This window comes from Chitinimonas arctica (assembly GCF_007431345.1).
In the GTDB taxonomy this organism is placed as follows: domain Bacteria; phylum Pseudomonadota; class Gammaproteobacteria; order Burkholderiales; family Chitinimonadaceae; genus Chitinimonas; species Chitinimonas arctica.
In genome coordinates this window covers 4,934,977-4,959,508 of the sequence record NZ_CP041730.1, presented here as the reverse complement: position 1 = coordinate 4,959,508, position 24,532 = coordinate 4,934,977, and the positions used below count along the sequence as shown (strand labels likewise).

Genomic DNA, 24,532 nt, shown 5'->3' with positions numbered 1-24,532 from the left:
GGGCGATCTCCTGCACGACCGTTCAAAACGGCGGCGTTCGTTCAAAATGGCAGTCTTGCTGCCGGTAGCCCAACGCTTGGAACAATTTCAGGGAAGCGACATTCGCCGGTTTGACTACGGCAGCGATGGCCTGCAAGCCTGGCCAGTACTCGGCGATCCAACGGTCGCCGGCCGCCAGCAGCGCCTGTCCCCAGCCGCGCCCTTCCCGCCCGGCCAGCAGATAGATGGACACCTCGGCCCGCTGCGGCTCAATACGATCATAACGTAGCACACCCACCGGGCCATCCGGAGCCTCAGCCACCAGCAAGGCGCGCTCGGCATTGGCCAGGCTGCGTTGTAGCCACGCCAGATGTCCGTCCCAGTCGATGGCGGCATCGTTCAAGGACCAGCGCCGCACCTCGGCGGCATTGCGGCCGTCGAACAACAGTTGCGCATCGGCCGAGGTGGCCGGCCGTAAACGCAGTGCTCCCGTCAGCAGTGCAGCCGCCACCCGCGCAGCACCCTTGCCATCGACCAAGGCACGCGAACGCGCGGCCAGGCTGTGGCGCAGGCCGACATTGCCGGCCAGCAGCGAGACCGCGGCGCGCAGCATCTCGGCGGTCACCGCGTCTGCCTGGCCCAGGTAGAGATGCGCGCCGGCCAAGGCCAGCCGTTCGGCATTGCCCACCTGGTTGGCGGCAATGGCAATACAGATGCTGGGCAAGCCCAGGGCGGCCCGCTCCCAACTGGTCCCGCCGCCGGCGCCGATAAACAGATCGGCCCGCGCCATCAGCCCGGCAAAGTCGTCCACGTGCCGGTGCAGGCGCCAATGCTCACGGCCCACCAGCGCCTGCGTCAGCGCCGGCCAGGCAGGATTGGCGGCACCGGCGACGAAATCGACCTCCAGCTCGTCCAGGTCCGCCAATGCCGTCATGACCTTGAAGGTTTCGCCCTGCGCATCCGCCCCGCCAAAACTTACCAGCAGCCGCTTCGCCCGTGGTGCGATCTCCACCGGCCCCACGTTGAACTCCGGCCGCAGCAAGGCATGGCGCGGTCCAAGCAGCAGCCTGCAAGTGGACGGCAACTGCCCGGCATAGGCCGAGGCCTCCGCATTCAGGTTCTGATTGAGCAATAGATCGGCATCGTGCGGACGGTTGGCCAGGTCGTCGACCACCGCAATCCGGTCGGCCAAGCTGCGCGCGCCTGTTTGCCAGGCCGCTCCCAGCCCGTAATGATCGACCAGCAGCCAGTCGAAGCGCTGGCCCGGCAGCGCGGCTTGCAGCGCATCCAGATCGGCTCGCCAAGGCAAGGCTGCTTCGATATCGCCGGTCATTTCGTCCTTGTAGCCCGCCGGCAAGGCAACCGTTTCGAAGCCCTGCCCCGCAATGACCGCCAAGGCATGACCGGGCAAGGCGCGGCAGGCAAAGACGGGCTGCGCGCCGGCAAGCCGCAATACCTTGGCCAAGGTCAGGCAACGCGCGACATGGCCGGAACCGATGGCGACCGAGGCATCGGCGCGGATCAGCACCTTCATGCCGCGATCTCGCCGCCGGCCAACAGCGCGCCATACAAATACTCGGCCCGACGCCAATCCTCGGGCGTATCGATGTCCTGGACCAGATAGCGGGGCAAGACCACCGGCAACGAGGCGGGCGAAAAGATCACCTCGCCGGCTAGCCAGGCATCCGCCCTTCCCCAATAGAATTGGCCAGCATCATGGAAGGCCTCCTCCAGATCTTGCGAACGGGTGTTGCGGTACTGCGGATAAAGCGCATCGACGCAGCCGTCGCCATCCAGCCGAATCGCACGCTGTACCGGGAAAGGAAAGGAGGTAACGGAGAAGGCGTAGGCCTTGTCCGGGCGATCCAACAAAGCACGGTAGCCCTGTCGTAGATAGTCCGCCTGCACAAAGGGTGCGGTTGCGTAGATGCAACAGACATGCGCCGGCGTGGCCCCGTCCGCCTGCAGGGCCTGGATGGCGTGCTGGATCACGGCAATGGTGGTGGCGTGGTCATCCGCCAAATCGGCAGGCCGAACGAACGGTACTTCCGCGCCCAATTCGCGTGCCAGATCCATGATCTCGGCGTCGTCGCTGCTGACCACCACCCGGTCGAATAAGCCGCAGGCCCGCGCGGCGGCGATCGAATAGGCGATCATGGGCTTACCGTGGAAGGGCTTGACGTTCTTGCGCGGAATCCGCTTGCTGCCGCCTCGGGCAGGGATGATGGCGATAGTGGTCATGACGCTCGCACAGGAGATCGATAGCTAAAGCCTAGCCCCTGGCGGCGTGGAAGGGTAGTTCCTTACGTGGCGCGCCGGGCGCCGGTTCAATCTCCGGGCAAACGCAGCGGCGTACCCGCTCCCGCTTCGGCCAGCATGCCCGCAAACGGATCGGCCGCATCGATATAGCGCATGGCCGACTTTACATCGCGCCAGCCGACGTACTCCATCAAGGTCTTCACATCCCAGCCGTTGGCATTGGCCCAGCCGGCAAAGCCACGGCGCAGCGAGTGGCTACTGAACCCTTCCGGCGCGGCCAGGCCGGCGGCGGCGAACAGGCGGCGCAAGATGGGGATCAGGCTGCTGGCATGCAAACCGCCGGAACGGATACGCCCCCAGCGGTCCACCCCTCGCAGCACCGGACCCGCGGTCAAGCCCGCCACGGCGATCCAGTCCCGGTAGGCTTCGACCGGGCAGAGCCGCGCCAAGGCCGGCACCCGCACCGTCCGGCCCCGCAGCGCACGGTCGCTCTTGCTTCTGGGCAAAAAACATGACATGCCCTGCCCCGGTACCAGCTCGATGAACTCCACCTGCAAGCGCATCAATTCATCGCCGCGAAAACCACGCCAAAAGCCGATCAGCAACAAAGCTTTGTCGCGGCAATGGCGCAGCTCCGCCGCCCGGTTATTTTGTTGCCGGCTAGTTGCGATGGACTGGTCCAACCACGCACCCACCTGTGCCAACTGGTCGATCTGCAGCGGAACCGCCTGCTTCTCCCGCGCCGGATGCAGCGCCTGTATCCCCTTGAGCACCTTGCGCACCACCGGCGCCTTGGTGGGATCGGGAAAGCCCTGCTCGCGATGCCAGAGCGCCAAGGCGGCCAGACGCTGTTTGAGGGTATTGATGGCCAGCTTTTCCGCATGGTCGGCCAGGTAGCGCGCAACGGCGTCGGCGGTGGCCGGCAGAAAACCGCCCCATTCGACTTCGAAATGGCGGACGGCGCCGGCATAACTGCGCCGGGTGTTGGCGCGGGTCGCGGCTTCTAGGTAGCGGTCCAGGGTGCTCAAGGGGCTTGGGTAGTGTGGGTCTATGCGGCCAGGCCAATACTACCTCGAACGGCTTGGCCAGGTCGTGGCCGATTGTCCACGTGCCCGGAATAATCCAGTAAGAAAACCTATGCCATTGGATTGGCTATTGCATAAGCCACAAGTATTTGCGCCAACGATAACAGAGCGGCCATTTGGGCATTGTCCGCCGTATAATTACGGATTTCTTGAGCGACTTGAGCCGGGAGGCCCGTCGTCGAAAAATTGCTGAATGCAACTACATTGGCGGCCGAGATGCTATAGGTGAAACGCATATTCATCCCCCGGCGAATCGTGCTCGGAACGCTAAGATGGAAGCCCACCCAATTCCCATTTGCATCGGCCTCCCAAACATTTGTAGAAACCGTCAAATGCGGCCATGCATCATTTCTAGCATACCAGGACCACGAAGTCTGCTGGCCATGGCTGTAGGTATAAGTATCGTTCCACGTGGCATGTCCGTTTACGATAATTGTGAGAGGTATACGGCGGGCAAGCATGGCTGGAATCCAGTGGATTTATATTTTTTAATTTTAACTCCCAATGCACCGGGTTGATATTATACAAACGTATAGGGGTATTTTTACTTGCGGGACACATGCATGAAAGAAAAGGAGAGCCGACCATGAGCCGCGGGTTGATGAACAAGCACGCCACCCTGCTATTATCCTGCCATTGACTTCTACGAGCCCTCAACCCCATGTCTCAGCGCCTCGCATCCTGCAGTTGCGGTCAGCTCACGGCCCAGGTCGTCGGCGAACCGGTACGCATCTCCATCTGCCCCTGCCTGGCCTGCCAGCGCAGGACAGGCAGCGTCTTCGGCCAGCAAGCCAGGTTCCCTCGCCAGAACGTAACGCTTTCGGGCACATCAACCGAGTACGTGCGCGTCGGTGACGAAGGATCCCGCGTCAGGTTCCACTTCTGCCCCCAGTGCGGCTCGACGGTTTACTACGAGCTTGAGGGGCTGGAGGAATACCTAGCCATCCCCGTCGGGGGGTTCGCCGATCCGAACTTCCCGGCGCCAAGGGTCTCCGTCTACGAGGAGCGAATGCATAGCTGGGTCGTCCCGCCCGCTGACGCGGAGCACTTCGCCTGAGTGGTCGGCGATTGCTGGCGCAAGCTAGCCACCTGAAAAGCCAAGACCCAAGACTCGTTTGAATCACGGTTAAGCCTCGTGCCTTCCAACACACCTCAGGAGAACCCATGTTTGACCACGTCGTTTTCGGTGTCAGCGACTATGCAGCGAGCAAAGTATTCTTTCTAAAGGCACTCGAACCGCTCGGCCTGGCTATTGTCCAGGAAGGGCCGCACGGAATCGAGCTTAGCTCGGACGGCAAGGCTTCATTGTGCTTGTTTCAAACCCATGAAAAGCCGGCGCATCTTCATTTGGCGTTCGTGGCCGAGAATCGCCAGCAAGTCGAATCTTTCCATCGCGCGGCACTGGCGGCGGGCGGTAAAGACAATGGTGCGCCTGGCCTGCGCCCGCATTACCACGCGAATTACTATGGCGCTTTCGTCATAGATCCGGACGGGCACAATATTGAAGTGGTTTGCCATAAGCCAGAGGTCTAAAGACCCGCCCGACGCTGGGGTCAGTACAGGAGGGTTGCCTGTGTCTGCGAATCAATCATTACTTCGGCAGTTGGCTTCGAAAGCCATTGCATCGGGCGAAACGTGGCTATGCGCCGCAGCTAGCCCTACGACGAAGGAAGGCTACTTTGCCCGCCTCTATACTTTGTCCATATTCGAGCAATTTCACGTCACTTTGTGCTTGCTCGACCATGGGGACGGCATGCATTGCGCCTGTCAGATCCGCTCTATGCTGGAGCACCTGACCGACCTCATCAATGTGCTGAACACGCCAGATTATTGCCTTCAGTTGGAGAAGGAAAATGTGTCCTCAGATGACAAGATCCTTACGCTGTACCAGAACGCAGTAGCCGGCGAGCCGCCTGATGAACCAATGAGGCAGGAACTGGACGCGATTCTCGCTGAGATTCAAACCAGAGATCGGCAGAAGGAGCAGCAGCGGAGCCTGAAGATCGGAAACACGAAACAGGGTGAATTGAAGCTGTTTTACGCGCTGCTTTGTGGGATGACCCACCCCAATCTGTCCTCGCTCACCGCCCGACATCATCGATCTAGTGACTCGTGGAGCTATCGCCTTCCGCCAGACCCTGCCACGTACAACATGTTGCTGAGCATCGCGCTCCGATTGTTGTCGCTGACTATTCGACAACTGCCATCCTTTACCGATAGCGACCCCGCGCAAGTGGCCGCTTTCGCTGATTATGTCGATGCAACCGACAGTGAGTTTCAGCAAACCGCATACGATTCGTGACCGCATGGACTGCATCAGGATCATTGCCCACGTCCAACGCAGCAACGCAGCTGTCTCCGTTGGGCGGTAGGGCGAACGGGCTGGCCAACGGGCAACCTCCCAATCATTGCTGCCGTTCAGTTACAACCACCAATCCAGAAGAATTTCATCACTGGGGTCTTGGAAATTCTTATAGACATTACCGTAATACTATATGTCCTAAGTGCATATCGTCTGGATTAGTTGACGTGTGCCCACACCGCCACGGCCGGCAAGGTCGTAGTGTTAGCTGGTCGTGGTGCCCAGGGCGTCGGTCTGGCCGGTCCAGCGACGTTTCTCGTCAAAGTGATAAAGAGTGGCGCACACAGGGCGGTGCCCTTCGCCTCGATCACTTTGGTGTGGCCGCTGCTGTATTCGAAGACCCACCGCTACCCTACTTTGCTCCTGAGGTTTACAAATATGGTGCTATCTCTGGATATTCACTTGTAAAGAATGAGCTACGAATAAAATTGTCCATTGCCCCGCCTGAGAGATGAAGCTTATCATCAGCCGCCGCACGTACAACGGCGCTTATTCTTCTAGCATCGCCTGAATTCATGGTCCTGCCAATTATTAACAATGGCCACTCTTGCTCGCTTGCATTAAGCAGCAATGATGTGAATTTCCTCGCGAGAATTTTAGAATACATTTCTGGCTCCGCATCATCCAGAATACCAAGAACAGCCTCCTGAATTCCGTAATCGTCCTCATTGCAAAAGGTATCCAGCAGCACGCCAATCACATCCTCATCGAAATTCCCGCGCGCCTGCCCAGCTAATGCAACAAAAGCCTTGCCATCCTCGGCATCCTCATAACGATCAAGTTTCATAAGATCGCTGCGCCACTGATCAAAGTCTGATTTTTTCATTAAAGCCCCTTATTTCTTATCTAGAAGACCCTTGCACTTTGCGTAAGCCAACATTTCCTGCATTGCCTCATTATACTTTCTAGGATTGCCCGTTTGAGCAGCAACACGCCGAATGTCTTTAAGCTCAGTCGCCATTGCGCCACGCCAGTCTCCAGCATCGAGCATCGCCTGAATGCCTGAACGATAGGCCTTCCCTGCATTACCCTGATGCCCGTGACTCATGGTCTTTGCGTGATCTGCAGGAGCCATTTGTATAGCAGGCCCTTGACTCTTGGCAAGTGGGCTAACGCTATTAGCGGGTGCATGATGTGATTCGATGCCGGGAGCAGTAGTACCACCATACGACCCTCCCCGGTATGGGCCAGTTCCTTGTTGGTTACCTTTTTTCAGGCAATCGCATGGGCACTTTGCCAGCCCCAATGGATCAATCCAAGATATCGGGTTCGGTGCATACTGGTAAACATTATCCCCACCCGCCAACCCAATCGGATCATTCGATACAAACCGCCCCACATCTGGATCGTAGTACCTGAACCGATTGTAATGCAGTCCCGTCTCCGCGTCGAAGTACTGCCCTTGGAAGCGCAAAGGCTGCACCTGGGCATGCTCGACCGCCGCTGCGTGCGACTGCTGAGCCTGCACGGCGCCGTCAGCGGCTACCCATTCCACCGTGGCCGTATTGCCCCAAGTCTTATAGCTAGCCTGCCAGACAATGTCGCCGTTGGCCGAGGTCAGTTCCTGTGGGGTGCCCAGATGGTCGCACTGGTACCAGGTAATGGCCACCGGATTGTTTGGCTCGGCGGGCTGGCCGGCGTTAGCCTGGGCTACCTGCAGGAGGAAGTCGTCATCATCCGGCACCAAGCCGTGCTGGGCACTGTAAGTGGCCTGGGCTTGGTCGAAGAAGGCCATCCGTTGCGCCATCCAGTCAGCAGGCTGGGGTGGCGCAAGGGCGGTGTCCTTGGCGGAGGTGGTCCAGCTTAACCGGGCCAGCGGGATAAAGCTGTCCGGCTCGTAGACCGTGGTATGGGTCTGGCTGCGCTGGGCCGGGTCGGCGGCGTTGGGGCTGACCAGGATTTCCTGCAGCAACCGATTGCCGTCCCACAGGAACCAGGCACTGTTGCCAGGGGTGGTGTGGGCGGGGGTATCGGTCTGGCCGGCCGGGGCGATCCATTCGCGGCTTTGCCGGCTCATGCGGCGGCCGAGGGCGTCGTAGCCGTAGTAGGTTTCGCTTACCCGGTTGGCTTGGCCTGCACCCTTGCTGCGGGTGGTAGTGGCTTTTACCAGTTGGTGTTCGGCATTCCATTCCAGCTGCAATACGGTGCTGTTCTGGCTGCTGCCGCTGCGCTTTTCCACCAGGCGGCCGTGGCTGTCGTAGCGGTAGCGTTTGTCTTCGAAGACGGTGACCCGGTTGTCCTTGAGCGGGCTGTGGCCGTTGGCCGGCAACAGATTGTGGGCGGGGTCGAACTCGAACTGTTCGGCCAGCTTGGGGCCGATGGTCGAGCGGATGCGGGAAAGTGCATCGTAGTGGTATTCGGTACGGCCTTTACGGGCGTCGTTGATCTCCAGCACCTGGCCGGCGCGGTCATAGCGCCAGTGGCGGGCGATGCGGCTGCCGTGCTGGACGCCTACGCCTACCTGGGGCTGCTGGCCCAGGCTGCGGGCGCTGACGCGGTGGTCCACCAGCCGACCCATGGCGTCGAGCTGGAACTGGCTGTGCAGGCTACCTTGGCTGCGGGCCACTTCGCGGTGCATTGCGTCGCGCTCGATATCGGCGATCAGTTCGCCGTCGAGGTTGATCTGGTGCAGGTGGCCGCTGCCGTACATCAGCCAGTTGAGGGTGCGGCCATCGGGCAGGGTCGAGGCGATCCGGTTGCCCAGGGGGTCGTACTGGTGGCTCAGTTGCTGCACCCGTGGTTGCCGCTTGCCCTGCTCGTCGCGCCAGTGGGTGGTATGGATTTCTTGCAGCAGGTTGCCGAGCGGGTCGTAGCCGAACTCGATGGCGGCATCGGCATTGCTGGTGCGGGACAGCTGGCCGGCGGGGTCGTACTGGTAACGGGTTCGTTGCAATGCCTGGCCGCTGGCCTGGGTATGGCGGGCCAGCAACTGGCCCAGGGCATCGCGTTCAAAACGGGTGAGGATGCTGTCCGGATGGCTGGCCGGCAGTTCGCGCTGGGCCATCAATTGGCCGGCGGCGCTATAAGCGTAGGCGCTGAACTTGCCTTCGAAGTTGGTTTCGGCCACCAATCTATCCAGCGCGTCGTACTGGAATTGCCAGGGTGTGCCGTTCTGGTTGATCAGGCCAATCAGGCGGCGGTGGGGGTCATAGCGGTATTCGAGCCGACCGCCCAGCGCGTCGATGCGGGCGGTCGGCTGGTTGTCGGCATCCAGCTCATAGCGGGTACGGTTGCCCAGGGCGTCGATATGGGCGACCAGGCGGCCGGCCGGGTCGTATTCGAAGCGCTCGCTGCCGCCATCGGGATAGTCGATGGATTGCACCCGGCCGGCAGGATCGTAATGGTAGCTGGTGGTGGCGCCCAGGGCGTCGGTCTGGCTGCTTAGCCAGCCGCGCTCGTTATAGCAGAAGCGGGTGGTCTGCTGCGAGCAGTCGGTATAGGCGATCAACTGGGCGCGGGCATCCCACTCCAGCCGCTTGTTGCCGCCCTTGGCATCGATGATGCGTACAGGCAGGCCGCGTGCGTCCAGCTCGAAGCGGGTAGCGTTGCCGGCCGGATCGATCTGGCCGATCAGGTTGCCGCGTGCGTCGTATTCCAGGCTGGTGGCCTGGCCCAGTGCGTCGATCAGCTGGGTGGGCAGTTCCAGTTCGCTATGCCAGAGCACCTGGGTGCTATGGCCCAGCGCGTCGGTCACTGCCAGGGGGCGGCCTTTGCCGTCCAGGCTATAGCGGGTAGCAGTGCCATCCGGGTCGATGGTGGCCACGCGGTGGCCGTATTGGTTGAGTTCGAAAATGGTGCGGCCGCCCAGTGCGTCGGTCAGGCCGGTCCAGCGGCGTTTTTCGTCAAAGTGGTAGAGGGTGGCGCGCTCGACGGCGGTACCCTTGGCTTCGACTACCTTGGTGTGGCCGCTGCTGTACTCAAAGTTCCACTGCTGGCCTACATTGCTCCAGTGGCGTATGACCTTGCCGCCCGCGTCGTAGCGGTCGTATTCGTAATGTGCCTGCAGTGCGCCGGGCACGGTGTGGCCGACCATGATGTGGTCGCGCCATTGGTAGCGGCGGGCTTCGCCGCCATCGCGCAGCACACTGACCAAGTCGCCTTCCGCGTTGTAGCGGTATTCCACCAGCACTTGCGCCTGCAAGGCGGTCTGGTCGCGCCGGGCAATCTCCAGCCGCGCCAGCACGCTATCGGCGATCTTGCGGTTGAGGATTTCGGCGGCAATGGCGCTGCCGCTGGCCCCCTGGTTAGGGCTAAGCCCGCACAGCAGGCTGACGCGCAGCAAGCGGCCTACCGGGCTGTAATCCAGTTGCAGTGCCTCGCCGGTGCTGTCCATCAGGTAGCAGGGTTGGGCTTGCAGGGCGGGTTTGGCGTCCTGGGGACGGGCCGCGATGGGCTGGTATTCCAGCCGGATGCGGTTGTCGTTGGCATCGGCCAGGCCGCTGCATAGCCACTGATCGGGCCGTTGCGGATGCGGTTGACCGAAGAAAAGGCGCGCGCCGTCGCCCGATACCAGGCTGTACTCGCCGGCGGCACTGCATGCCAGGGTGATCTGTTCGTAGCGGGAGAAGAAGCTGCGCCCTGGCGCGACACGAGGGAAGCGGATACGGCGGCCGGTCGTATCGACCAGCTCCATGACTTCGCCGTTGTCGCTTTCTTCCAGCAGCATGCCGAACATCACGGCCCAGCCCTGGCCAAACCAGCCGGTTTCGCGGCTGTTGCTGGCGTAGTTGCGTTGCCATACCAAGGGCAAGGGACCGGGCAGGCTAAAGTCCAGCTCGCCCTCGCCCGCCAGCACCTTGCAACCCAGCACCGGATTGACCGGGTGGGCGGTGGTGGGGCACAGCGGGCAGACCTCCCCTTCGCCATCGGCACTGCCCTTGTTGTGGGAGTCCCTGTTGGCAGGCGGATTGGGGGCGGCGGCCTCGGGCTTGGGGGCGGCCGGCGCCTTGTCGGGGGTCTTGTCCTGGCCTTTCCGGCGGCGGTCCTTCAGTTTCTGGATCACGTCCTTGAAGGAATCGCCTTCCTTCAGGCCCATGCCCTTGAGTTTCTTGGCCAGGCCGGCTCCCAGGTCCATGGCCTTGCCACCCGCCTTGGCTGCCTTGGCGGCTTTCGCCCCCGCTGCGGCGGCATTGGCGGCGCCGCCCGATACCAGGGCGGCGGCCACCTGTATGGCTACCTCGGTCATCAGGCCGCCCAATGCCTCGCCCATGGCTTCGGGCTTGTCGGCAATCTCCTGCATCTGGGCGGCCAGCGCGCATAGCGCTTCTTCGCCCAGCTCGCCGGCCAGGTCTTCCATGCCATCGACGATGTCGTCGATGGACAGCTCGTCGTTGACGATGGCGCTGCCGACCTCGGCAACTTCACGTACCGTCCCGGAGATGGCATCCATCACCGAACCGGCCGTCTGCTTGATGGCCCGGCCGGCTGCCTTGAGTCCCTCCAGGGAGAACAGGCTGGCTGCGGAACTGCCGGCGTCGGACGCCATTTCGCCGTAGCCCTTGACGGTATCCAGCGCGCCCTTGCCGATATCCTTGACGAAGCCGCCCGGCCGTTCGCTCAACTGATTCTTGGAGCCCTGCTTCAGCCGCTCGAACTGCACCCGCAGCATGGCCAGGCATTTTTGCGCGGGGCTGCCGGCGTCGACGGCGGTAAAGACCTTGGCCTTGGCATTGCCGTTGTTGATGGTGCCGCCATGCTGGTGATGGATCTGCCAACCCGGCCCCACCTTTACGGTGCTGCTGTTCTCGGTCGTCTTGAACTTGCCGTTCCAGGTCTTGGATGTCTTGCCCAGGCCGCCCGGCGGGCCGCCCAGGCAGTGAGGCACGTGCGAGGTACTGATATAGAGCGGGTATTGGTTGCCGTTGCCATGACTGGCGGTGTCTACCGCCGTATCGAAGGTGGCATAGGTCACGAACGGCAGCAAGACCATAGGCTTGCTGGGGTCCGGCGCGATCATGTCCGGTTCGCAGGCGACAGCCGAGTGCTCAACGCGTTTCTCGGCGATGTATTCATTACCCATGCTTGACTACCTTGTTCACGACTTATTGTTCGGCGGAGACGCTGACGCAGCGGCGGATCAAAGGAGCCGTTACGGCCCGGTGCGCCTGGCATTCCGACTCAAGCGGGGTAAGCAATCGGACGTGGCGATTGACTGGCATGCGGTTCCTCCCTGGTATCCGCCGCTGGGTGCGGCTTTGTTGTAATGCCATTTGGGTAGGAATTTTAAAGCATCGCGCCTGGCCGCAGGGATTGGCCTCATGGGGATTAATTACTTGCGCGGGCGCCCTTCTGTTCGGGGCGGCGTACACAAGAAACAGGGTTTCGTACCGTACCAACCCGAATTTGACGCAGTACCGGCACATGAGGCGTGATAATCCATCATTATCACGCCTTTATTTTCTGAATAATTAATGGAAATTCTTGCTAGAATCATGGTGTATTTACATATTACGTAATATGTTACGAAATTATCGGGAGACCTACCATGGCACGAGCCGGCATCCACAAATCCGAGGTCCAGCGCGCACGGGATGCCTTGATGGCCCAGGGTAAGCACCCTTCCATCGACGCCATACGGCAAGCCTTGGGCAACACCGGCTCGAAGACCACGATCCAGCGCTATCTACGTGAGTTGGAAGAAGAAAATGGCCATGCCGCCGGCAGTGAAATCCAGGTAGGCGAAGCGATACAGGACCTTATCCAGCGCTTAGCCGCCCGCCTGCAGGAAGACGCCGCCCGTCAGCTCGTGGAATTGCGCAGCCAGTCCGACAGCCAGTTGCGGCAAAAGGATGAGGAATTGAGCCGAAAGCAGGCTGAAGCTGCCGCCTTGCAGGCCGAATTGCAGCGTAGCGATGCCGCCCTTCAAGCGGAGCAGCATAGTCATGGCGAGGCCCGGCAAGCCTTGCAAACGGCCCGAACCGCCAATGAACGACTGACGCAGCAGCTTGCCGACCTTGGTGACAGGCTCAAGGACAATGAAGCCCATCGGCTCTCGCTGGAGGAGAAGCACAAGCACGCGAGAGAGGCGCTGGAACATTACCGGCAATCGGTGAAGGATCAGCGAGAACAGGAGCAGCGTAGGCACGAGCACCAGGTGCAGCAACTACAGATGGAAATCCGTACGCTTAGCCAAACAGCGATCGTCAAGCAGGACGAGCTCACGCGGGTGCATCAGGAATTGGCAAAGACCTCGGCGGACCTGGCCGGGGTTCGGAAGGCATTGCGACAAGCCGAACTCGCCGGTGAGAAGCTCGCCCAGGCCAATGCCACCTTGCAGGGCAAGGTATCCGGCCTGGAGTCCATGGGTGCCAGGGAGGCGGAGCGGCTGAACCAGCAATTGACCCTGAATCGGGATTTAACGGCGCGGCTTGCGGCGATTGAAGCCAACGCGAAGGCCTTGGAAGGCGAGCAGATTCGGCTGCAAACGGCGCTGGATGTCCAAGCCAGCCTGCTGGCGGTCCTGGCACCCCCACCGGCCGAGGAATCAGCGGCGAACCCGCCGAGCTGAATTCGTCCAGCTTTACTCCACCCCGACGAGCCGATACCCCACGCCGAGTTCCGTTACCAAGTGCTTCGGCTGGCTGGAATCCTTCTCCAGCTTCTGCCGCAAATTGCCCATGTATACCCGCAGGTAATGATCGCGCCCGCTTGCGGCAGGACCCCATACCGTCTTCAAGAGTTGCTCGTGCGTGATCACCCGGCCATGGTCCTTCATCAGCGCCGCCAGCAGCCTGTATTCGATAGGCGTGAGATGGACCGGTGCGCCGCAGCGCCGAACGTCGCGGCCGGCCAAGTCCACGCGGATCTCGCCAAAGCACACCACGGTGCGGTCAGGCTGAAGGTTGGCGCTGCTACGGCGCAATTGCGCCCGCACCCGCGCCATCAACTCGGGGACGCCAAACGGCTTGACCAAATAGTCGTCCGCACCGGCATCGAGCGCCGCCACCTTCTCTTCTTCCCGGTCCCTCGCCGACAGCACGATCACCGGCGCCTGCGACCAGGTGCGCAACTCCGCTATCAGCTCGCGGCCGTCGCGGTCCGGCAAGCCCAGGTCCACGATAAACAGCTCGGGTTGGCGGCTGGCCGCCTCGATCAAGGCCCGTGCCACGGTCTCGGCTTCGTGAACCGTAAAGCCCTCCGCCTCCAGGGCGGTACGGACAAATCGGCGGATATGCGGATCGTCCTCGACGATCAGTAGACGTTGCGCGCTCATGATCAACTCAACTCGGTTCCAGCTCGGCCTCCGCCATGGAAGGCGGCGTCCCAAGCGGTAAGGTAAAGGTAAAGCGGGCGCCACCCTCGGCGCGGTTTTCGGCGAGGATGCGTCCACCGTGCGCTTCGACAATGGCTCGGCAAATGGCCAGCCCCAAGCCCACCCCGGGAGAGGCCGATTCGCTTTCGCCGCGCTCGAATTTATCGAACAGCCGCTCCTCTCGCCCACCCGGCAGCCCAGGGCCGTCATCATCCACCGAAACGCGCAAGCGACCGTTGCCGTGCTGCGCCAGTATGCAAATCTCGCTGCCCGGCGGCGTGTATTTGGCGGCATTTTCCAACAGATTCACCAGCACACGCTCCAGCAATACCGGATCGAACTCGCACAGCGGCAATTCGGGCGGCAAGCGGCTCAACACCCGGTGGCGCGACAGCACCGTATCCAGCTGGCGCCGGGCCGAGCCCAGCACCTCTTCCAGCGAATGCCAACCGCGCCGCAATTCGACCGCCCCTGCTTGCAAACGGGCCATATCCAACAGCTTTTCCACCAGCTCCGCCATCCCTTTGGCCTTCTCGCCCACGGCCAGGACCAACTCCCTCCGCGTGGCGTCGCTGAGCCCGGCATGTCCCAGGGTATCGGCCAGGCCGACCAGGGCGGTCAATGGTGTACGCAGATCGTGCGAGACCGCGGTCAGCAGACCGTTGCGCAAGCGTTCGCCTTCCATGCTCACCAGCGCGTCCTGCGCGACTTCCACAAAATGTACCCGCTCGAGCGCCAGGGCAATCTGCGCGGCGCAAGCTTCCAGCAAGCGCCTATCTTCCGGCTCATCGAGTAGCGCCGGGTCGGCCGCCTGCAGGGCAAGCACGCCACGCGTGCGCATGGGGGCCTTCAACGGCAGGTAATGCGCCGGGCTGGCGGACAAGGTATGGGTACCCTTCCCGGCCGCGGTTTGTCGGTCATACACCCACTGGGCAATCTCGCAATCCACCGGCATCGCCCCCGGGGCGGTCTCGGCGGACGGATCAACGCTCATGGGCCTTACGCGCTCGTGGGAGTCCGGCAGCAGCAAGGCACAATGGGCCTGGAAAAGGCCTGTCAACCGGCTCAGCGCCAAACCCACGATCTGCTCCGTCGTCAGCGCCCCGGAAAGCTCGCGTGCGAGCCCCGCCAGCGCATCCGCCCGCTGCTCGCGGCGGCGGGCTACGTCGGCTTCGAAGCGCAGCTTGGCGGCCAACTGGCCGATGACCAGGGCAACGCCCAGCATCATGGCAAAGGTAAATACATATTGGGTGTCGCCTACCGCAAAGGTAAAGCGCGGCGGTACGAAGAAGAAATCGAAGCTCAGTACCGCCGCCAGCGCCGCCCAGGCGCCAGGCCCGCGCCCGTATCGCAGCGCCGCCCATACCACCGCCAGCAAAAACACCATGACCACATTGGCCAGATCGAATACCGCCAGCAGCGGCGTCGCCAGCGCCGTGGTCACCGCGACATAGACCGTCGTCCAGGCATAGCTGCGCCAGTCCGGCCGCTGCAAGCGAACAGGTGCTCCTCGCTGCGGGAGGGGCATTGCCTCATCCGAACCCACCAGGTAAAGATCAAGGTCCACCGCCCGCTCCGCCAATCGGTCGGCCAGGCCGGGCAGCAGTTTGCGCCGCCACCCTGGCCTCAGCCTGTGGCCGATCACCAGCTTGCCGGCATTGCGGCTGCGCGCATAGCCGGCCAGGATATCGGCAGCGTCCGACCCTGCCAGCGTTACCGTTTCGGCGCCCAGCTCCTCGGCCAGCTTCAGTGTTTCCAGCACCCCTGCCCGGCGCTGAGCCGGTAGCCGCTGTAGCGCCGGCGTTTCCACGTAAACGGCGATCCAGTCGGCCTGCAGCCTGGCGGCCAGGCGCGCGGCCGCGCGGATCAGTTTTTCGCCGCTGGCGCCCATGCCCACACAGACCATCAATCTTTCCTTGGCCTGCCATACATTGGCAATGGCACGGTCGGCGCGGTAAGCCCGCATCTGGGCATCGACTCGGTCAGCGGTACGGCGCAGCGCCAACTCGCGCAGGGCGATCAGGTTGCCCTTGCGAAAAAAACCGCGCGCGGCACGTTCGGCCGCATCCGCCATATACACTTTGCCCGCCGCCAACCTCGCCAACAGTTCGTCGGGTGGCAAGTCCACCAAGGTCACTTCATCGGCCCGGTCGAACACCTGATCCGGCACCGTCTCGCGCACACGCACGGCGGTGATCGCCCCCACCACGTCGTTCAGGCTGTCCAGATGCTGCACATTGAGCGTCGTATAGACATCGATGCCGGCGCCGAGCAGCTCCGCCACATCCTGCCAGCGCTTGGCGTGGCGGCTGCCAGGCACATTGCTGTGCGCGAGCTCGTCCACCACGACCAGCCGCGGCTTGATGGCAAGCGCCGTGTCCAGATCGAACTCCGCCAGCAGCTTATCGCGATGCTGCAACTTGCATGAGGGCAGCATGGACAAGCCGCCGAGCAAGGCCGCCGTCTCGGTCCTGCCATGGGTTTCGACGATGCCCACCAACACGTCCACGCCCTCGTTCACCTTTTGGCGTGCCGCCAGTAGCATGGCGTAGGTCTTGCCTACGCCCGCGCAGGCGCCGAAGAATATCTTCAGCTTGCCTCTCGCGGCAGCCAGGGCCTCGGCCTGCACAGCCTCCAGCAAGCGGTCGGGGTTAGGTCTTTGTTCAGTCATGGTATTTGCGTCGATAATCGAACCGGTCGGCGGTCAGCTTCCGTAGACTCGCCGATCCAGTGCCAGGTTCAACTTCAGCACATTCACCGTCCGGTCGCCAAACATGTGCCAACTGGGCTGCTCGACATGGGCATCCACCAGTTGCCGCACGGTTTCCGGCGCCAAGCCGCGCACCTTGGCCACTCTTGCTACCTGGTAATAGGCTGCGGCCGGCGAGATATGCGGGTCCAGCCCGGATGCCGAGGCGGTCGCCAATTCCGCCGGCACGGGGCCGGTTTGATCGGCGTGAGCCAAACGCACAGCCTCGATCCGCCCTTTCACCGCTTCGGCCAACGCCGGATGTTGCGGACCCAGGTTCGAACCGCCCGAAGCGGCCGCATTGTCGGGCACCGGGCCGGTGGCGGACGGACGTCCCCAGAAATAACCGGGGCTGCTAAAGCTTTGGCCTATCAGGCTGCTACCCACCAGTTTGCCCTGGTGGCGTATCAAGCTGCCGTTCGCCTGTTCGGGAAACACCGTCTGCGCCATGCCCGTGATGGCCGCCGGGTAGAGTAGCCCTGTCATGACGCTCAGTACTGCGAACAGCGTCAACGCCGGACGTATCAGGTTCTTCATCATGCTTTACTCCTCGTGAGCCGGTGCCACGGGCATGCCCGGCACCGACTTGTTGTCTCAAGCCAGGCCCAAGCCGCCCAGCATCATGTCGATCAGTTTGATCCCCACGAACGGCACGAGCAGCCCGCCCAGCCCATAGACCAGCAGGTTGCGGCGCAGCAGCGGACCAGCTGCCATGGCACGGTAGGCCACGCCTTTCAAAGCCAGCGGGATCAGGAACACGATGATCAAGGCATTGAATATCACCGCCGAGAGAATGGCCGAACCTGGACTGTTCAGGCCCATCACATTCAATGCGCCCAACTGCGGGTAGGTCACCGCGAACGCCGCCGGGATGATGGCGAAGTACTTGGCCACATCGTTGGCCACCGAGAACGTTGTCAGGGCGCCGCGCGTCATCAGCATCTGCTTGCCGGTTTCGACAATCTCGATCAGCTTGGTGGGATTGCTGTCCAGGTCGACCATATTGCCGGCCTCCTTGGCAGCCTGGGTGCCGCTGTTCATGGCCACCGCCACATCGGCCTGGGCCAGCGCCGGGGCATCGTTGGTGCCATCGCCGGTCATGGCAACCAGCCGGCCTTCCGACTGGTAGTCTCGTATCAGTTTGAGCTTGTCCTCGGGACGCGCCTCCGCCAGGAAATCGTCCACCCCGGCCTCGGCCGCGATGGCAGCAGCCGTCAGGCGGTTGTCGCCGGTAATCATCACGGTCTTGATGCCCATCTGGCGCAGCTCGGCGAAACGCTCCCGGATACCGCCCTTGACGATGTCCTTCAGCTCCACCACGCCCAGCACCCGGCTGCCATCGGCCACCGCCAGCGGCGTGCCGCCACGGCGGGCCACCTGCTCCACCAGTTCGGCCATCGCCTGAGGCCACTGGCCACCCTGCGCCGACACATGGTCCTTGATCGCATCCGCTGCGCCTTTACGAATCCGGCGCATCCCCAGATCCACCCCGCTCATGCGGGTCTGCGCGGTGAAATGGACGAAATGGGCGTCGTGCAGGTCGCGGCCACGCAATGCAAAACGCGTCTTGGCCAACACCACGATGGATCGTCCCTCGGGCGTCTCATCGGCCAGCGATGCCAACTGCGCGACATCGGCCAACTCGCCTTCCGCTATCCCCGGCACGGTTAAAAACGCGCTGGCCTGCCGATTTCCCAGGGTAATGGTGCCGGTCTTGTCCAGCAGCAGCACGTCCACGTCGCCGGCTGCTTCCACGGCCCGGCCGGAGGTTGCGATGACGTTGGCCTGCATCATCCGGCTCATGCCGGCGACGCCTATGGCACTCAGCAGCCCACCGATGGTGGTGGGGATCAGGCATACCAGCAAGGCCACCAGCACCGTCACGCTCACCGGGCTGCCCGCGCCCGCCGCCGTCACGCTGTATATCGAAAACGGCAACAAGGTCGCCGTTGCCATCAGGAACACCAACGTCAGCGCCACCAGCAGAATGGTCAGGGCGATCTCGTTGGGTGTCTTCTTGCGTTTGGCGCCTTCCACCATGGCAATCATGCGATCCAGAAACGCCTCGCCAGGGTTGGCGGTCACGCGGGCGATCAGCCAGTCGCTCAGCACCCGGGTCCCGCCCGTGATGGCGGAGAAATCGCCGCCGGACTCGCGGATTACCGGGGCGGATTCTCCGGTAATGGCCGACTCGTCGACCGATGCCACGCCTTCCAGCACTTCGGCATCGGCCGGCACCGTATCGCCCGCCTCCACCAGCACGATATCGCCCCGGCGCAGGCTGGCCGAGTCGAGCACCGTTACCTCGGCCTCCCGGCTGGCAGCGGCCAGCTTCCTGGCCACTACATTGCGGCGGCTACCGCGCAAAGCCGCCGCCTGGGCCTTGCCACGCCCTTCGGCGAGCGCTTCGGCGAAGTTGGCGAACAGCACGGTGAACCAGAGCCAGGCGGCAATCCCCAGAATAAAGCCGGCGCTTGCTTCTCCCTTGCCGAACAAGGCATGGATGCCCAGCACCGTGGTCAGTACGCTGCCTACCCACACCACGAACATCACCGGATTGCGCAACTGCGCCAGGGGCGACAGTTTCTTGAATGATTCGACCACCGCCGGCTTGACCAGTGCGGGGTCCAATAAACGCCAGGACTGCTTCATCGGCTTGTTTCCTTGCGTGGCCGAGCTTTCGGCCGCTACCTTGAGCCTGTCGTTCATCTCAGCCTCCTTGGCCGGCAAACAGTTGCAGATGGTCCACCACCGGCCCCAAGGCCAAGGCAGGGATATAGGTCAGCGCGCCGACGATCAGTACCGTGCCGACCAGCAGGGTGACGAACTGCGGCCCGTGGGTCGGCATGGTGCCGGCCGATGCGGCCAGCCTGGGCTTGCGCGCCAACGATCCCGCAATGGCCAGTACCGGTACCAATACACCAAAGCGGCCGAACCACATGGCCACGCCCAGCGCCAGGTTGTAATAGGGCGTATTGGCCGAGATGCCGGCAAAGGCCGAACCGTTGTTGTTCGCCGCCGAGCTGAAGGCATACAGGGCTTCGCTAAAGCCATGAGCGCCGGGGTTCCAAAGGCTGGCCAGCGCCGGGGGGGCCAGCACCGTCAGGGCGGTACCGCCAAGAACCAGCAAGGGCGTAATCAGGATGGCGATGGACACCATCTTCATCTCGAACGACTCGATCTTCTTGCCCAGGTATTCCGGCGTGCGGCCTATCATCAATCCAGCCAGGAACACGGCCAGCATGGCGAATAGCAGCATGCCGTACAGGCCCGAACCCACCCCGCCGAACACCACCTCGCCCAATTGCATCAGCCAGGTCGTCACCCCGCCGGAGAGCGGCATCAGGCTATCGTGCATGGCATTCACCGCACCGCAGCTGGCCGCCGTGGTTATCACCGCGAACAGGCTGGAAGCCACGATGCCGAAACGTGTTTCCTTGCCCTCCATATTGCCCAGCCCGGCATCCATGCCCAATTGCACCAACACTGGATTGGCATGCGATTCTGCCCACACCACGACCGCGACCATGGCAACGAAGATCAAGGTCATCGCTGCCAATACCGCCACGCCCTGCCGCATATCGCCGACCATATGGCCGAACATGAGACACAAGGCAGCCGGGATCAGGAAGATGCTCAGCATCTGCATGAAATTGCTCGCACCGGTCGGGTTTTCGAATGGATGGGCCGAATTGGCGTTGAAGAAGCCGCCGCCGTTGGTACCCAATAGCTTGATGGCCTCCTGGGACGCCACCGGCCCCATCGCCAGTGTCTGGGTGCGCACCGTCACCTGTTCCATGACCGCGGCGCCGTGGGCGTCCGTTAGCGGCTTGCCGTTCGTATCGGTCTTGGCCACCTGGTAGCTCACCGGCGCCACCAATTGCGCTTCAAGATAGGGGGAGAAGTTCTGGATGACGCCCTGACCCACCAGAACCACGGCAAACAGCGATGCGGCCGGCAAGAGCAGCCAAATCGTGGCACGGCTCAAATCCAGCCAGGCACTCCCCAAACCCTGGGCGCGCTTGCGGGCAAAACCGCGTACCAAGGCGACCACCACGGCGATGCCGGTCGCGGCGGACAAGAAATTCTGTACCGTCAGCGCCAGCATCTGGGTCAGGTAGCCCATGGTGGCCTCACCCACATAACCCTGCCAGTTGGTGTTGGTCACGAACGAAATCGCCGTATTGAAAGCCGAAGTCGCCTCCACGTTCGGCATACCCGCAGGATTGAGGGGCAAGCTCAACTGCTGCCGCTGCAACAGATATACCGCGACGACACCGACCAGGTTGAACAGCACGATCGCCACCGCATAGCGCCACCAAGGCATCTCCTCATCGGCAGCCGCGCCAATCAGCTTCATCAAGCCGCGATCCACCTTGCCCATCCAGTGGAACCGCGCCGCCAGGCGGCCTTCCATCAGTTCCGCCAGATAGCGCCCCAGCGGCCAGGCAAGGGCGAACAACACCAGCAGGTACAGGCCTGTTTGCAATACCGCGGAATGATTCATGCCACCTCCTCCGCATTGAACAATGCGTACAGAAGGTAAGCGAACAAGCCGGCGGACACGCCGCCGGCCAGCCAATAGATCCACACCCAGGCAGCGGTCATTTCGCGACCCCTTCCAGTTTGCGGCAGGCAGCAATCAGACCCCAGACGGCCCCGCCAAACACCACGATCAACAAGCACATCAGTATTTCCACAGCCAGCTCCAAGCGTGCAAAGAGACAGGGCAAATGCTAGGGAAATCGCCGTAAAGATGCTGTTGAAATAGTTAGGGCGGATATAAAGATTGCGTAAAGAAGGTGCGCCTATCGGCCCTGTCGAAACGCGGGATAGAGGCGTATCGGCACCCGTTTACATAAGCCGGCAGCATCTTTCATCCGGCCATTTCATGCTGCCATCCATGCCGCAGCGGAAATGTTCGCTGAGTAGTGGCGCATGCGGACAGGGAAGTGGGGAGGTAAAGCTCGTGGGCCCCAAGTTGGATTCGGGAACCGGCATGAAGTCCAGCATATGGTAGCCACCGATGACATTCGGCGGCTGGCAGTGCCGCTGCATATGCGTGGTCATGCGCTCGGCACGCGATAGACTGGAGCCATCCTGCATGCGATGGCCGAACAGGTCCCGACAGCACACGCACTTTAAAGGGTCGAACCCATCGTTATAGCGCTCGTCGGCAAGATAGCGGCTGACCGTCAGCAACTTGTTCTTGCCCTGCAGAAAAGCCGGCCCCGGATCGGCCAAGGGCCGGGCAGGATCGCGGAGCACCTCGTTTACCGCCTGGAAGTATCGGTACTCATCGGACTGCTCGTCGCGCAGCGGAATGCCTAGATGCCAGACGACCTGATATTCATTGCCATCGACATAAAAATAATCGGTAATGCGATTCAACTCTTCAGGCGCCGCCTGCATAAAATCGTTGAATGAATCGAAACTTATAAAATCCTGATGCATCGCTTGTCGAAACGGTACGGATTGCATTGCAGCTACCCCTTAGGCAAAAACGCAAAAACATTGACCTTGTTCATGCGTGCCAACTAGTCGGGGTCGAGCGCTACGCGCTTCCGGAAATTCCGGCTGCCTTTCAAATCGTGCCTATGGGGTACGGGAAACCTGCCAGGCTCAAACCAGCAGGGCCCGCAGGGCAGCGACCACCGTGTCTTGCTGCGCATCCGTCAGGCCCGCGTACATGGGCAGGCTGATCGCCTCGCCGTAATAGCGCTCGGCCTCCGGAAAATCGCCGGCCTTGAAACCCGATTGGCGGTAGTAGGGTTGCAGATGGACCGGGATGTAATGCAGGTTGACGCCTATGCCGGCCGCGCGCAGGCCATCGAAAACCTGCCGATGCGTCTTGCTTATCCGGTCCAGTTGCAGGCGGACCACATAGAGGTGCCATGCCGAGCGGGCACCCGCCTGGCGGCTGGGGCCTTGCAGCGGCAATTCGGCCAGCAGGCCGTCATAGCGGTCGGCCAGTTCGCGCCGACGGGCCAGGAAGGTATCCAAACGCCGTAATTGCGACAAACCCAGCGCGGCCTGGATATCGGTAATGCGGTAATTGAAACCCAGCTCCTGCATCTCATACTGCCAGGCGGCGGGATCGCTGGCTTCCATGCGCGCCGGATCACGGCTGATCCCGTGGCTGCGCAGACGCTGCAAGCGCTGGGCCAGATCATCGCGATTGGTCAATATCAGGCCACCCTCACCCGTGGTAATGATCTTGACCGGATGGAAACTGAAAACCGTCATATCGGCATAGGCGCCGCACCCTACCGGCCGATCGAGGTACTCCGCGCCGACGGCATGCGAAGCGTCTTCCACCACGGCAAAGCCATATTGCCTGGACAAGGCCTGGATACGGGCCATATCGCAGCTTTGGCCCGAGAAGGCGACCGGTACCACCACCCGTGGCAGACGGCCTTCCGCTTCGGCCTGCCGCAGTTTGGCTGCCAGGCGCTCGGCATCCATATTCCAGGTCGCCGGATCGATATCGACGAAGTCCACCTCGGCGCCACAGTAGCGCGCACAGTTCGCCGAAGCGACAAAGGTATTCGGCGTGGTCCACAGCCTGTCGCCGGCGCCCAGGTCGAGCGCCAGGCAGGCGATATGCAGGGCGGCGGTAGCATTGCACACCGCCACCGCATGCCTGGCGCCGCAGCGCTCCGCCATGGCCTGCTCGAAAGCGGTTATGGCCGGCCCTTGGGTCAGCCAATCGGATTGCAGTGTTTCGACGACGGCGGCGATATCGTCCGCGCTGATCTGCTGGCGGCCGTAGGGAATCATGGCGTATCGCGATCCAGCTGGCGCAGCTCTTCCACGCTAAGGTAGTCGGGATTGCTGTCCGAGACGTACTCGAAGTTTTCCGGCACGGGTTTGCCTACGCCGCCGAGCACATCCTGGCGGTAGTCGCTTTGCACGATAAAGTTGATCGATGGCGCGATCACATAGTGGCCGTCGAACTCGAAGGTATGGTTGGCGTCGTCGCGCGAGATCATCATCTCATGCAGCTTTTCGCCCGGCCGGATGCCGATGGTGCGTTGCTGCAGCTGCGGCGCCATGGCGGTGGCCAGATCGACGATGCGGGCCGAGGGGATTTTGGGTACGAACAGTTCGCCGCCCTGCATGCGCTGGAAATTCCGCAGGACGAAATCCACGCCCTCTTGCAGGGTGATCCAGAAGCGCGTCATGCGTGGATCGGTGATAGGCAAGGAATCGGCGCCTTCCCGTATCAGCTTGCGGAAGAACGGCAGTACCGAGCCGCGCGAACCGACCACATTGCCATAGCGCACCACGGCAAAGCGGGTGCAATGGCCGCCGGCGATATTATTGGCGGCAACGAACAATTTGTCGGACAACAGCTTGGTGGCGCCATACAGATTGATCGGGCTGGAGGCCTTGTCGGTGGACAAGGCGATGACCTTTTGCACACCGCTCTCGATGGCCGCGTTGATGACGTTTTCGGCCCCCCAGACATTGGTGCGTATGCATTCCGTGGGATTGTACTCAGCGGCGGGGACCTGCTTGAGCGCCGCAGCGTGCACGACGAAATCGATGCCGCGCATGGCTTGGCGCAAACGTTCGCCGTCGCGCACATCGCCCAGGAAATAACGCATGCAGGGCGCGTTCAGATCCTGCTGCATTTCGAATTGCTTGAGTTCGTCGCGGGAGAACACCACCACCCGCCGGGGTTGGTGCTGATGCAGCAAGGTGGCAATGAACTGGCGGCCGAAGGAACCGGTACCGCCGGTGATCAGAATGGCTTTGTCTTTGAAAAAGTCCGGGTCACTCATGGCCGCTCGATTCTTTTGTTCAGAGATTCCCAAGGTAGTTCCGAAACGGTGATCAAACAA

At 62.0% G+C, this 24,532-nt stretch carries 19 protein-coding genes; 4 read left to right on the top strand and 15 right to left on the bottom strand.

Going from position 1 to position 24,532, the window contains the following annotated elements:
- Positions 1 to 22: 22 nt before the first annotated feature.
- The 4 genes from pseG to FNU76_RS22515 form a co-directional block, all read right to left on the bottom strand.
- Complete coding sequence (pseG, locus tag FNU76_RS22530) at positions 23 to 1,513, bottom strand: UDP-2,4-diacetamido-2,4,6-trideoxy-beta-L-altropyranose hydrolase (RefSeq protein WP_144280287.1); 1,491 nt, start codon at positions 1,511 to 1,513, stop codon at positions 23 to 25.
- Positions 1,510 to 2,220, bottom strand: a complete 711-nt coding sequence (pseF, locus tag FNU76_RS22525; RefSeq protein ID WP_144280286.1) for a pseudaminic acid cytidylyltransferase — start codon at positions 2,218 to 2,220, stop codon at positions 1,510 to 1,512. The genes pseG and pseF overlap by 4 nt, the downstream gene beginning before the upstream one ends.
- Positions 2,221 to 2,306: 86 nt before the next feature.
- On the bottom strand, positions 2,307 to 3,266 hold the full coding sequence (locus FNU76_RS22520; RefSeq protein ID WP_144280285.1) for a site-specific integrase: 960 nt from the start codon (positions 3,264 to 3,266) through the stop codon (positions 2,307 to 2,309).
- A 107-nt stretch (positions 3,267 to 3,373) separates the two neighbouring features.
- A complete protein-coding gene (locus tag FNU76_RS22515; RefSeq protein WP_144280284.1) occupies positions 3,374 to 3,784 on the bottom strand; it encodes a hypothetical protein in 411 nt (136 codons plus the stop codon).
- A gap of 200 nt (positions 3,785 to 3,984) precedes the next feature.
- On the opposite strand from FNU76_RS22515, the gene FNU76_RS22510 reads away from it, so the two are divergent.
- The 3 genes from FNU76_RS22510 to FNU76_RS22500 all read left to right on the top strand — a co-directional run bounded on the left by FNU76_RS22510 (position 3,985) and on the right by FNU76_RS22500 (position 5,625).
- Positions 3,985 to 4,380 carry a GFA family protein gene (locus FNU76_RS22510; RefSeq protein WP_144280283.1) on the top strand — a complete coding sequence of 132 codons (396 nt, stop codon included), beginning with the start codon at positions 3,985 to 3,987 and terminating at the stop codon, positions 4,378 to 4,380.
- Between the two features lie 107 nt (positions 4,381 to 4,487).
- Entirely contained in the window at positions 4,488 to 4,856 is a 369-nt protein-coding gene (locus FNU76_RS22505; protein WP_144280282.1) for a VOC family protein, read from the top strand.
- A 40-nt stretch (positions 4,857 to 4,896) separates the two neighbouring features.
- Positions 4,897 to 5,625: a DUF5677 domain-containing protein gene (locus FNU76_RS22500; protein WP_144280281.1), complete on the top strand. Its 729-nt coding sequence runs from the start codon at positions 4,897 to 4,899 to the stop codon at positions 5,623 to 5,625.
- A gap of 430 nt (positions 5,626 to 6,055) precedes the next feature.
- Here the strand turns inward: FNU76_RS22500 and FNU76_RS22495 are convergent, their stop codons facing one another.
- Together FNU76_RS22495 and FNU76_RS22490 are read right to left on the bottom strand one after the other, a co-directional pair.
- Positions 6,056 to 6,511, bottom strand: coding sequence for a hypothetical protein (locus FNU76_RS22495; protein WP_144280280.1), 456 nt, complete (start codon positions 6,509 to 6,511; stop codon positions 6,056 to 6,058).
- A 9-nt stretch (positions 6,512 to 6,520) separates the two neighbouring features.
- Positions 6,521 to 11,704 carry an RHS repeat-associated core domain-containing protein gene (locus tag FNU76_RS22490; RefSeq protein WP_144280279.1) on the bottom strand — a complete coding sequence of 1,728 codons (5,184 nt, stop codon included), beginning with the start codon at positions 11,702 to 11,704 and terminating at the stop codon, positions 6,521 to 6,523.
- Between the two features lie 465 nt (positions 11,705 to 12,169).
- Between FNU76_RS22490 and FNU76_RS22485 the strand changes: the two genes are divergently transcribed.
- A complete protein-coding gene (locus FNU76_RS22485; protein ID WP_144280278.1) occupies positions 12,170 to 13,192 on the top strand; it encodes a DNA-binding protein in 1,023 nt (340 codons plus the stop codon).
- Positions 13,193 to 13,204: 12 nt separating this feature from the next.
- Here FNU76_RS22485 and FNU76_RS22480 read toward each other — a convergent pair whose 3' ends face one another.
- From FNU76_RS22480 to pseB, 9 genes are all read right to left on the bottom strand, one after another.
- On the bottom strand, positions 13,205 to 13,897 hold the full coding sequence (locus tag FNU76_RS22480) for a response regulator (protein WP_144280277.1): 693 nt from the start codon (positions 13,895 to 13,897) through the stop codon (positions 13,205 to 13,207).
- Positions 13,898 to 13,904: 7 nt separating this feature from the next.
- Complete coding sequence (locus FNU76_RS22475) at positions 13,905 to 16,607, bottom strand: DUF4118 domain-containing protein (protein WP_144280276.1); 2,703 nt, start codon at positions 16,605 to 16,607, stop codon at positions 13,905 to 13,907.
- Positions 16,608 to 16,640: 33 nt separating this feature from the next.
- Positions 16,641 to 17,225 carry a potassium-transporting ATPase subunit KdpC gene (kdpC, locus tag FNU76_RS22470; protein WP_308418579.1) on the bottom strand — a complete coding sequence of 195 codons (585 nt, stop codon included), beginning with the start codon at positions 17,223 to 17,225 and terminating at the stop codon, positions 16,641 to 16,643.
- 54 nt (positions 17,226 to 17,279) lie between these two features.
- A complete protein-coding gene (kdpB, locus tag FNU76_RS22465; protein ID WP_444542073.1) occupies positions 17,280 to 19,394 on the bottom strand; it encodes a potassium-transporting ATPase subunit KdpB in 2,115 nt (704 codons plus the stop codon).
- Position 19,395: 1 nt separating this feature from the next.
- Positions 19,396 to 21,192 (bottom strand): potassium-transporting ATPase subunit KdpA, encoded by a 1,797-nt coding sequence (gene kdpA, locus FNU76_RS22460; RefSeq protein WP_144280275.1) that lies wholly within the window; start codon positions 21,190 to 21,192, stop codon positions 19,396 to 19,398.
- Complete coding sequence (gene kdpF / locus FNU76_RS22455; protein WP_144280274.1) at positions 21,189 to 21,293, bottom strand: K(+)-transporting ATPase subunit F; 105 nt, start codon at positions 21,291 to 21,293, stop codon at positions 21,189 to 21,191. The genes kdpA and kdpF overlap by 4 nt, the downstream gene beginning before the upstream one ends.
- Before the next feature lie 246 nt (positions 21,294 to 21,539).
- Positions 21,540 to 22,166, bottom strand: a complete 627-nt coding sequence (locus FNU76_RS22450; RefSeq protein WP_144280273.1) for a hypothetical protein — start codon at positions 22,164 to 22,166, stop codon at positions 21,540 to 21,542.
- Between the two features lie 141 nt (positions 22,167 to 22,307).
- Positions 22,308 to 23,465, bottom strand: coding sequence for a UDP-4-amino-4,6-dideoxy-N-acetyl-beta-L-altrosamine transaminase (gene pseC / locus FNU76_RS22445; protein WP_144280272.1), 1,158 nt, complete (start codon positions 23,463 to 23,465; stop codon positions 22,308 to 22,310).
- Positions 23,462 to 24,472 carry a UDP-N-acetylglucosamine 4,6-dehydratase (inverting) gene (gene pseB / locus FNU76_RS22440; RefSeq protein WP_144280271.1) on the bottom strand — a complete coding sequence of 337 codons (1,011 nt, stop codon included), beginning with the start codon at positions 24,470 to 24,472 and terminating at the stop codon, positions 23,462 to 23,464. The genes pseC and pseB overlap by 4 nt, the downstream gene beginning before the upstream one ends.
- Positions 24,473 to 24,532: the final 60 nt, after the last annotated feature.

Excerpts from the sequence above, each read along its gene's own strand:
- pseG (WP_144280287.1), bottom strand. The coding sequence starts at position 1,513 with ATGAAGGTGCTGATCCGCGCCGATGCCTCGGTCGCCATCGGTTCCGGC.
- pseF (WP_144280286.1), bottom strand. The coding sequence starts at position 2,220 with ATGACCACTATCGCCATCATCCCTGCCCGAGGCGGCAGCAAGCGGATT.
- FNU76_RS22515 (WP_144280284.1), bottom strand. The coding sequence starts at position 3,784 with ATGCTTGCCCGCCGTATACCTCTCACAATTATCGTAAACGGACATGCC.
- FNU76_RS22510 (WP_144280283.1), top strand. The coding sequence starts at position 3,985 with ATGTCTCAGCGCCTCGCATCCTGCAGTTGCGGTCAGCTCACGGCCCAG.
- FNU76_RS22505 (WP_144280282.1), top strand. The coding sequence starts at position 4,488 with ATGTTTGACCACGTCGTTTTCGGTGTCAGCGACTATGCAGCGAGCAAA.
- FNU76_RS22495 (WP_144280280.1), bottom strand. The coding sequence starts at position 6,511 with ATGAAAAAATCAGACTTTGATCAGTGGCGCAGCGATCTTATGAAACTT.
- FNU76_RS22490 (WP_144280279.1), bottom strand. The coding sequence starts at position 11,704 with ATGGGTAATGAATACATCGCCGAGAAACGCGTTGAGCACTCGGCTGTC.
- FNU76_RS22485 (WP_144280278.1), top strand. The coding sequence starts at position 12,170 with ATGGCACGAGCCGGCATCCACAAATCCGAGGTCCAGCGCGCACGGGAT.
- FNU76_RS22480 (WP_144280277.1), bottom strand. The coding sequence starts at position 13,897 with ATGAGCGCGCAACGTCTACTGATCGTCGAGGACGATCCGCATATCCGC.
- FNU76_RS22475 (WP_144280276.1), bottom strand. The coding sequence starts at position 16,607 with ATGACTGAACAAAGACCTAACCCCGACCGCTTGCTGGAGGCTGTGCAG.
- kdpC (WP_308418579.1), bottom strand. The coding sequence starts at position 17,225 with ATGATGAAGAACCTGATACGTCCGGCGTTGACGCTGTTCGCAGTACTG.
- kdpB (WP_444542073.1), bottom strand. The coding sequence starts at position 19,394 with ATGAACGACAGGCTCAAGGTAGCGGCCGAAAGCTCGGCCACGCAAGGA.
- kdpA (WP_144280275.1), bottom strand. The coding sequence starts at position 21,192 with ATGAATCATTCCGCGGTATTGCAAACAGGCCTGTACCTGCTGGTGTTG.
- kdpF (WP_144280274.1), bottom strand. The coding sequence starts at position 21,293 with ATGACCGCTGCCTGGGTGTGGATCTATTGGCTGGCCGGCGGCGTGTCC.
- FNU76_RS22450 (WP_144280273.1), bottom strand. The coding sequence starts at position 22,166 with ATGCAATCCGTACCGTTTCGACAAGCGATGCATCAGGATTTTATAAGT.
- pseC (WP_144280272.1), bottom strand. The coding sequence starts at position 23,465 with ATGATTCCCTACGGCCGCCAGCAGATCAGCGCGGACGATATCGCCGCC.
- pseB (WP_144280271.1), bottom strand. The coding sequence starts at position 24,472 with ATGAGTGACCCGGACTTTTTCAAAGACAAAGCCATTCTGATCACCGGC.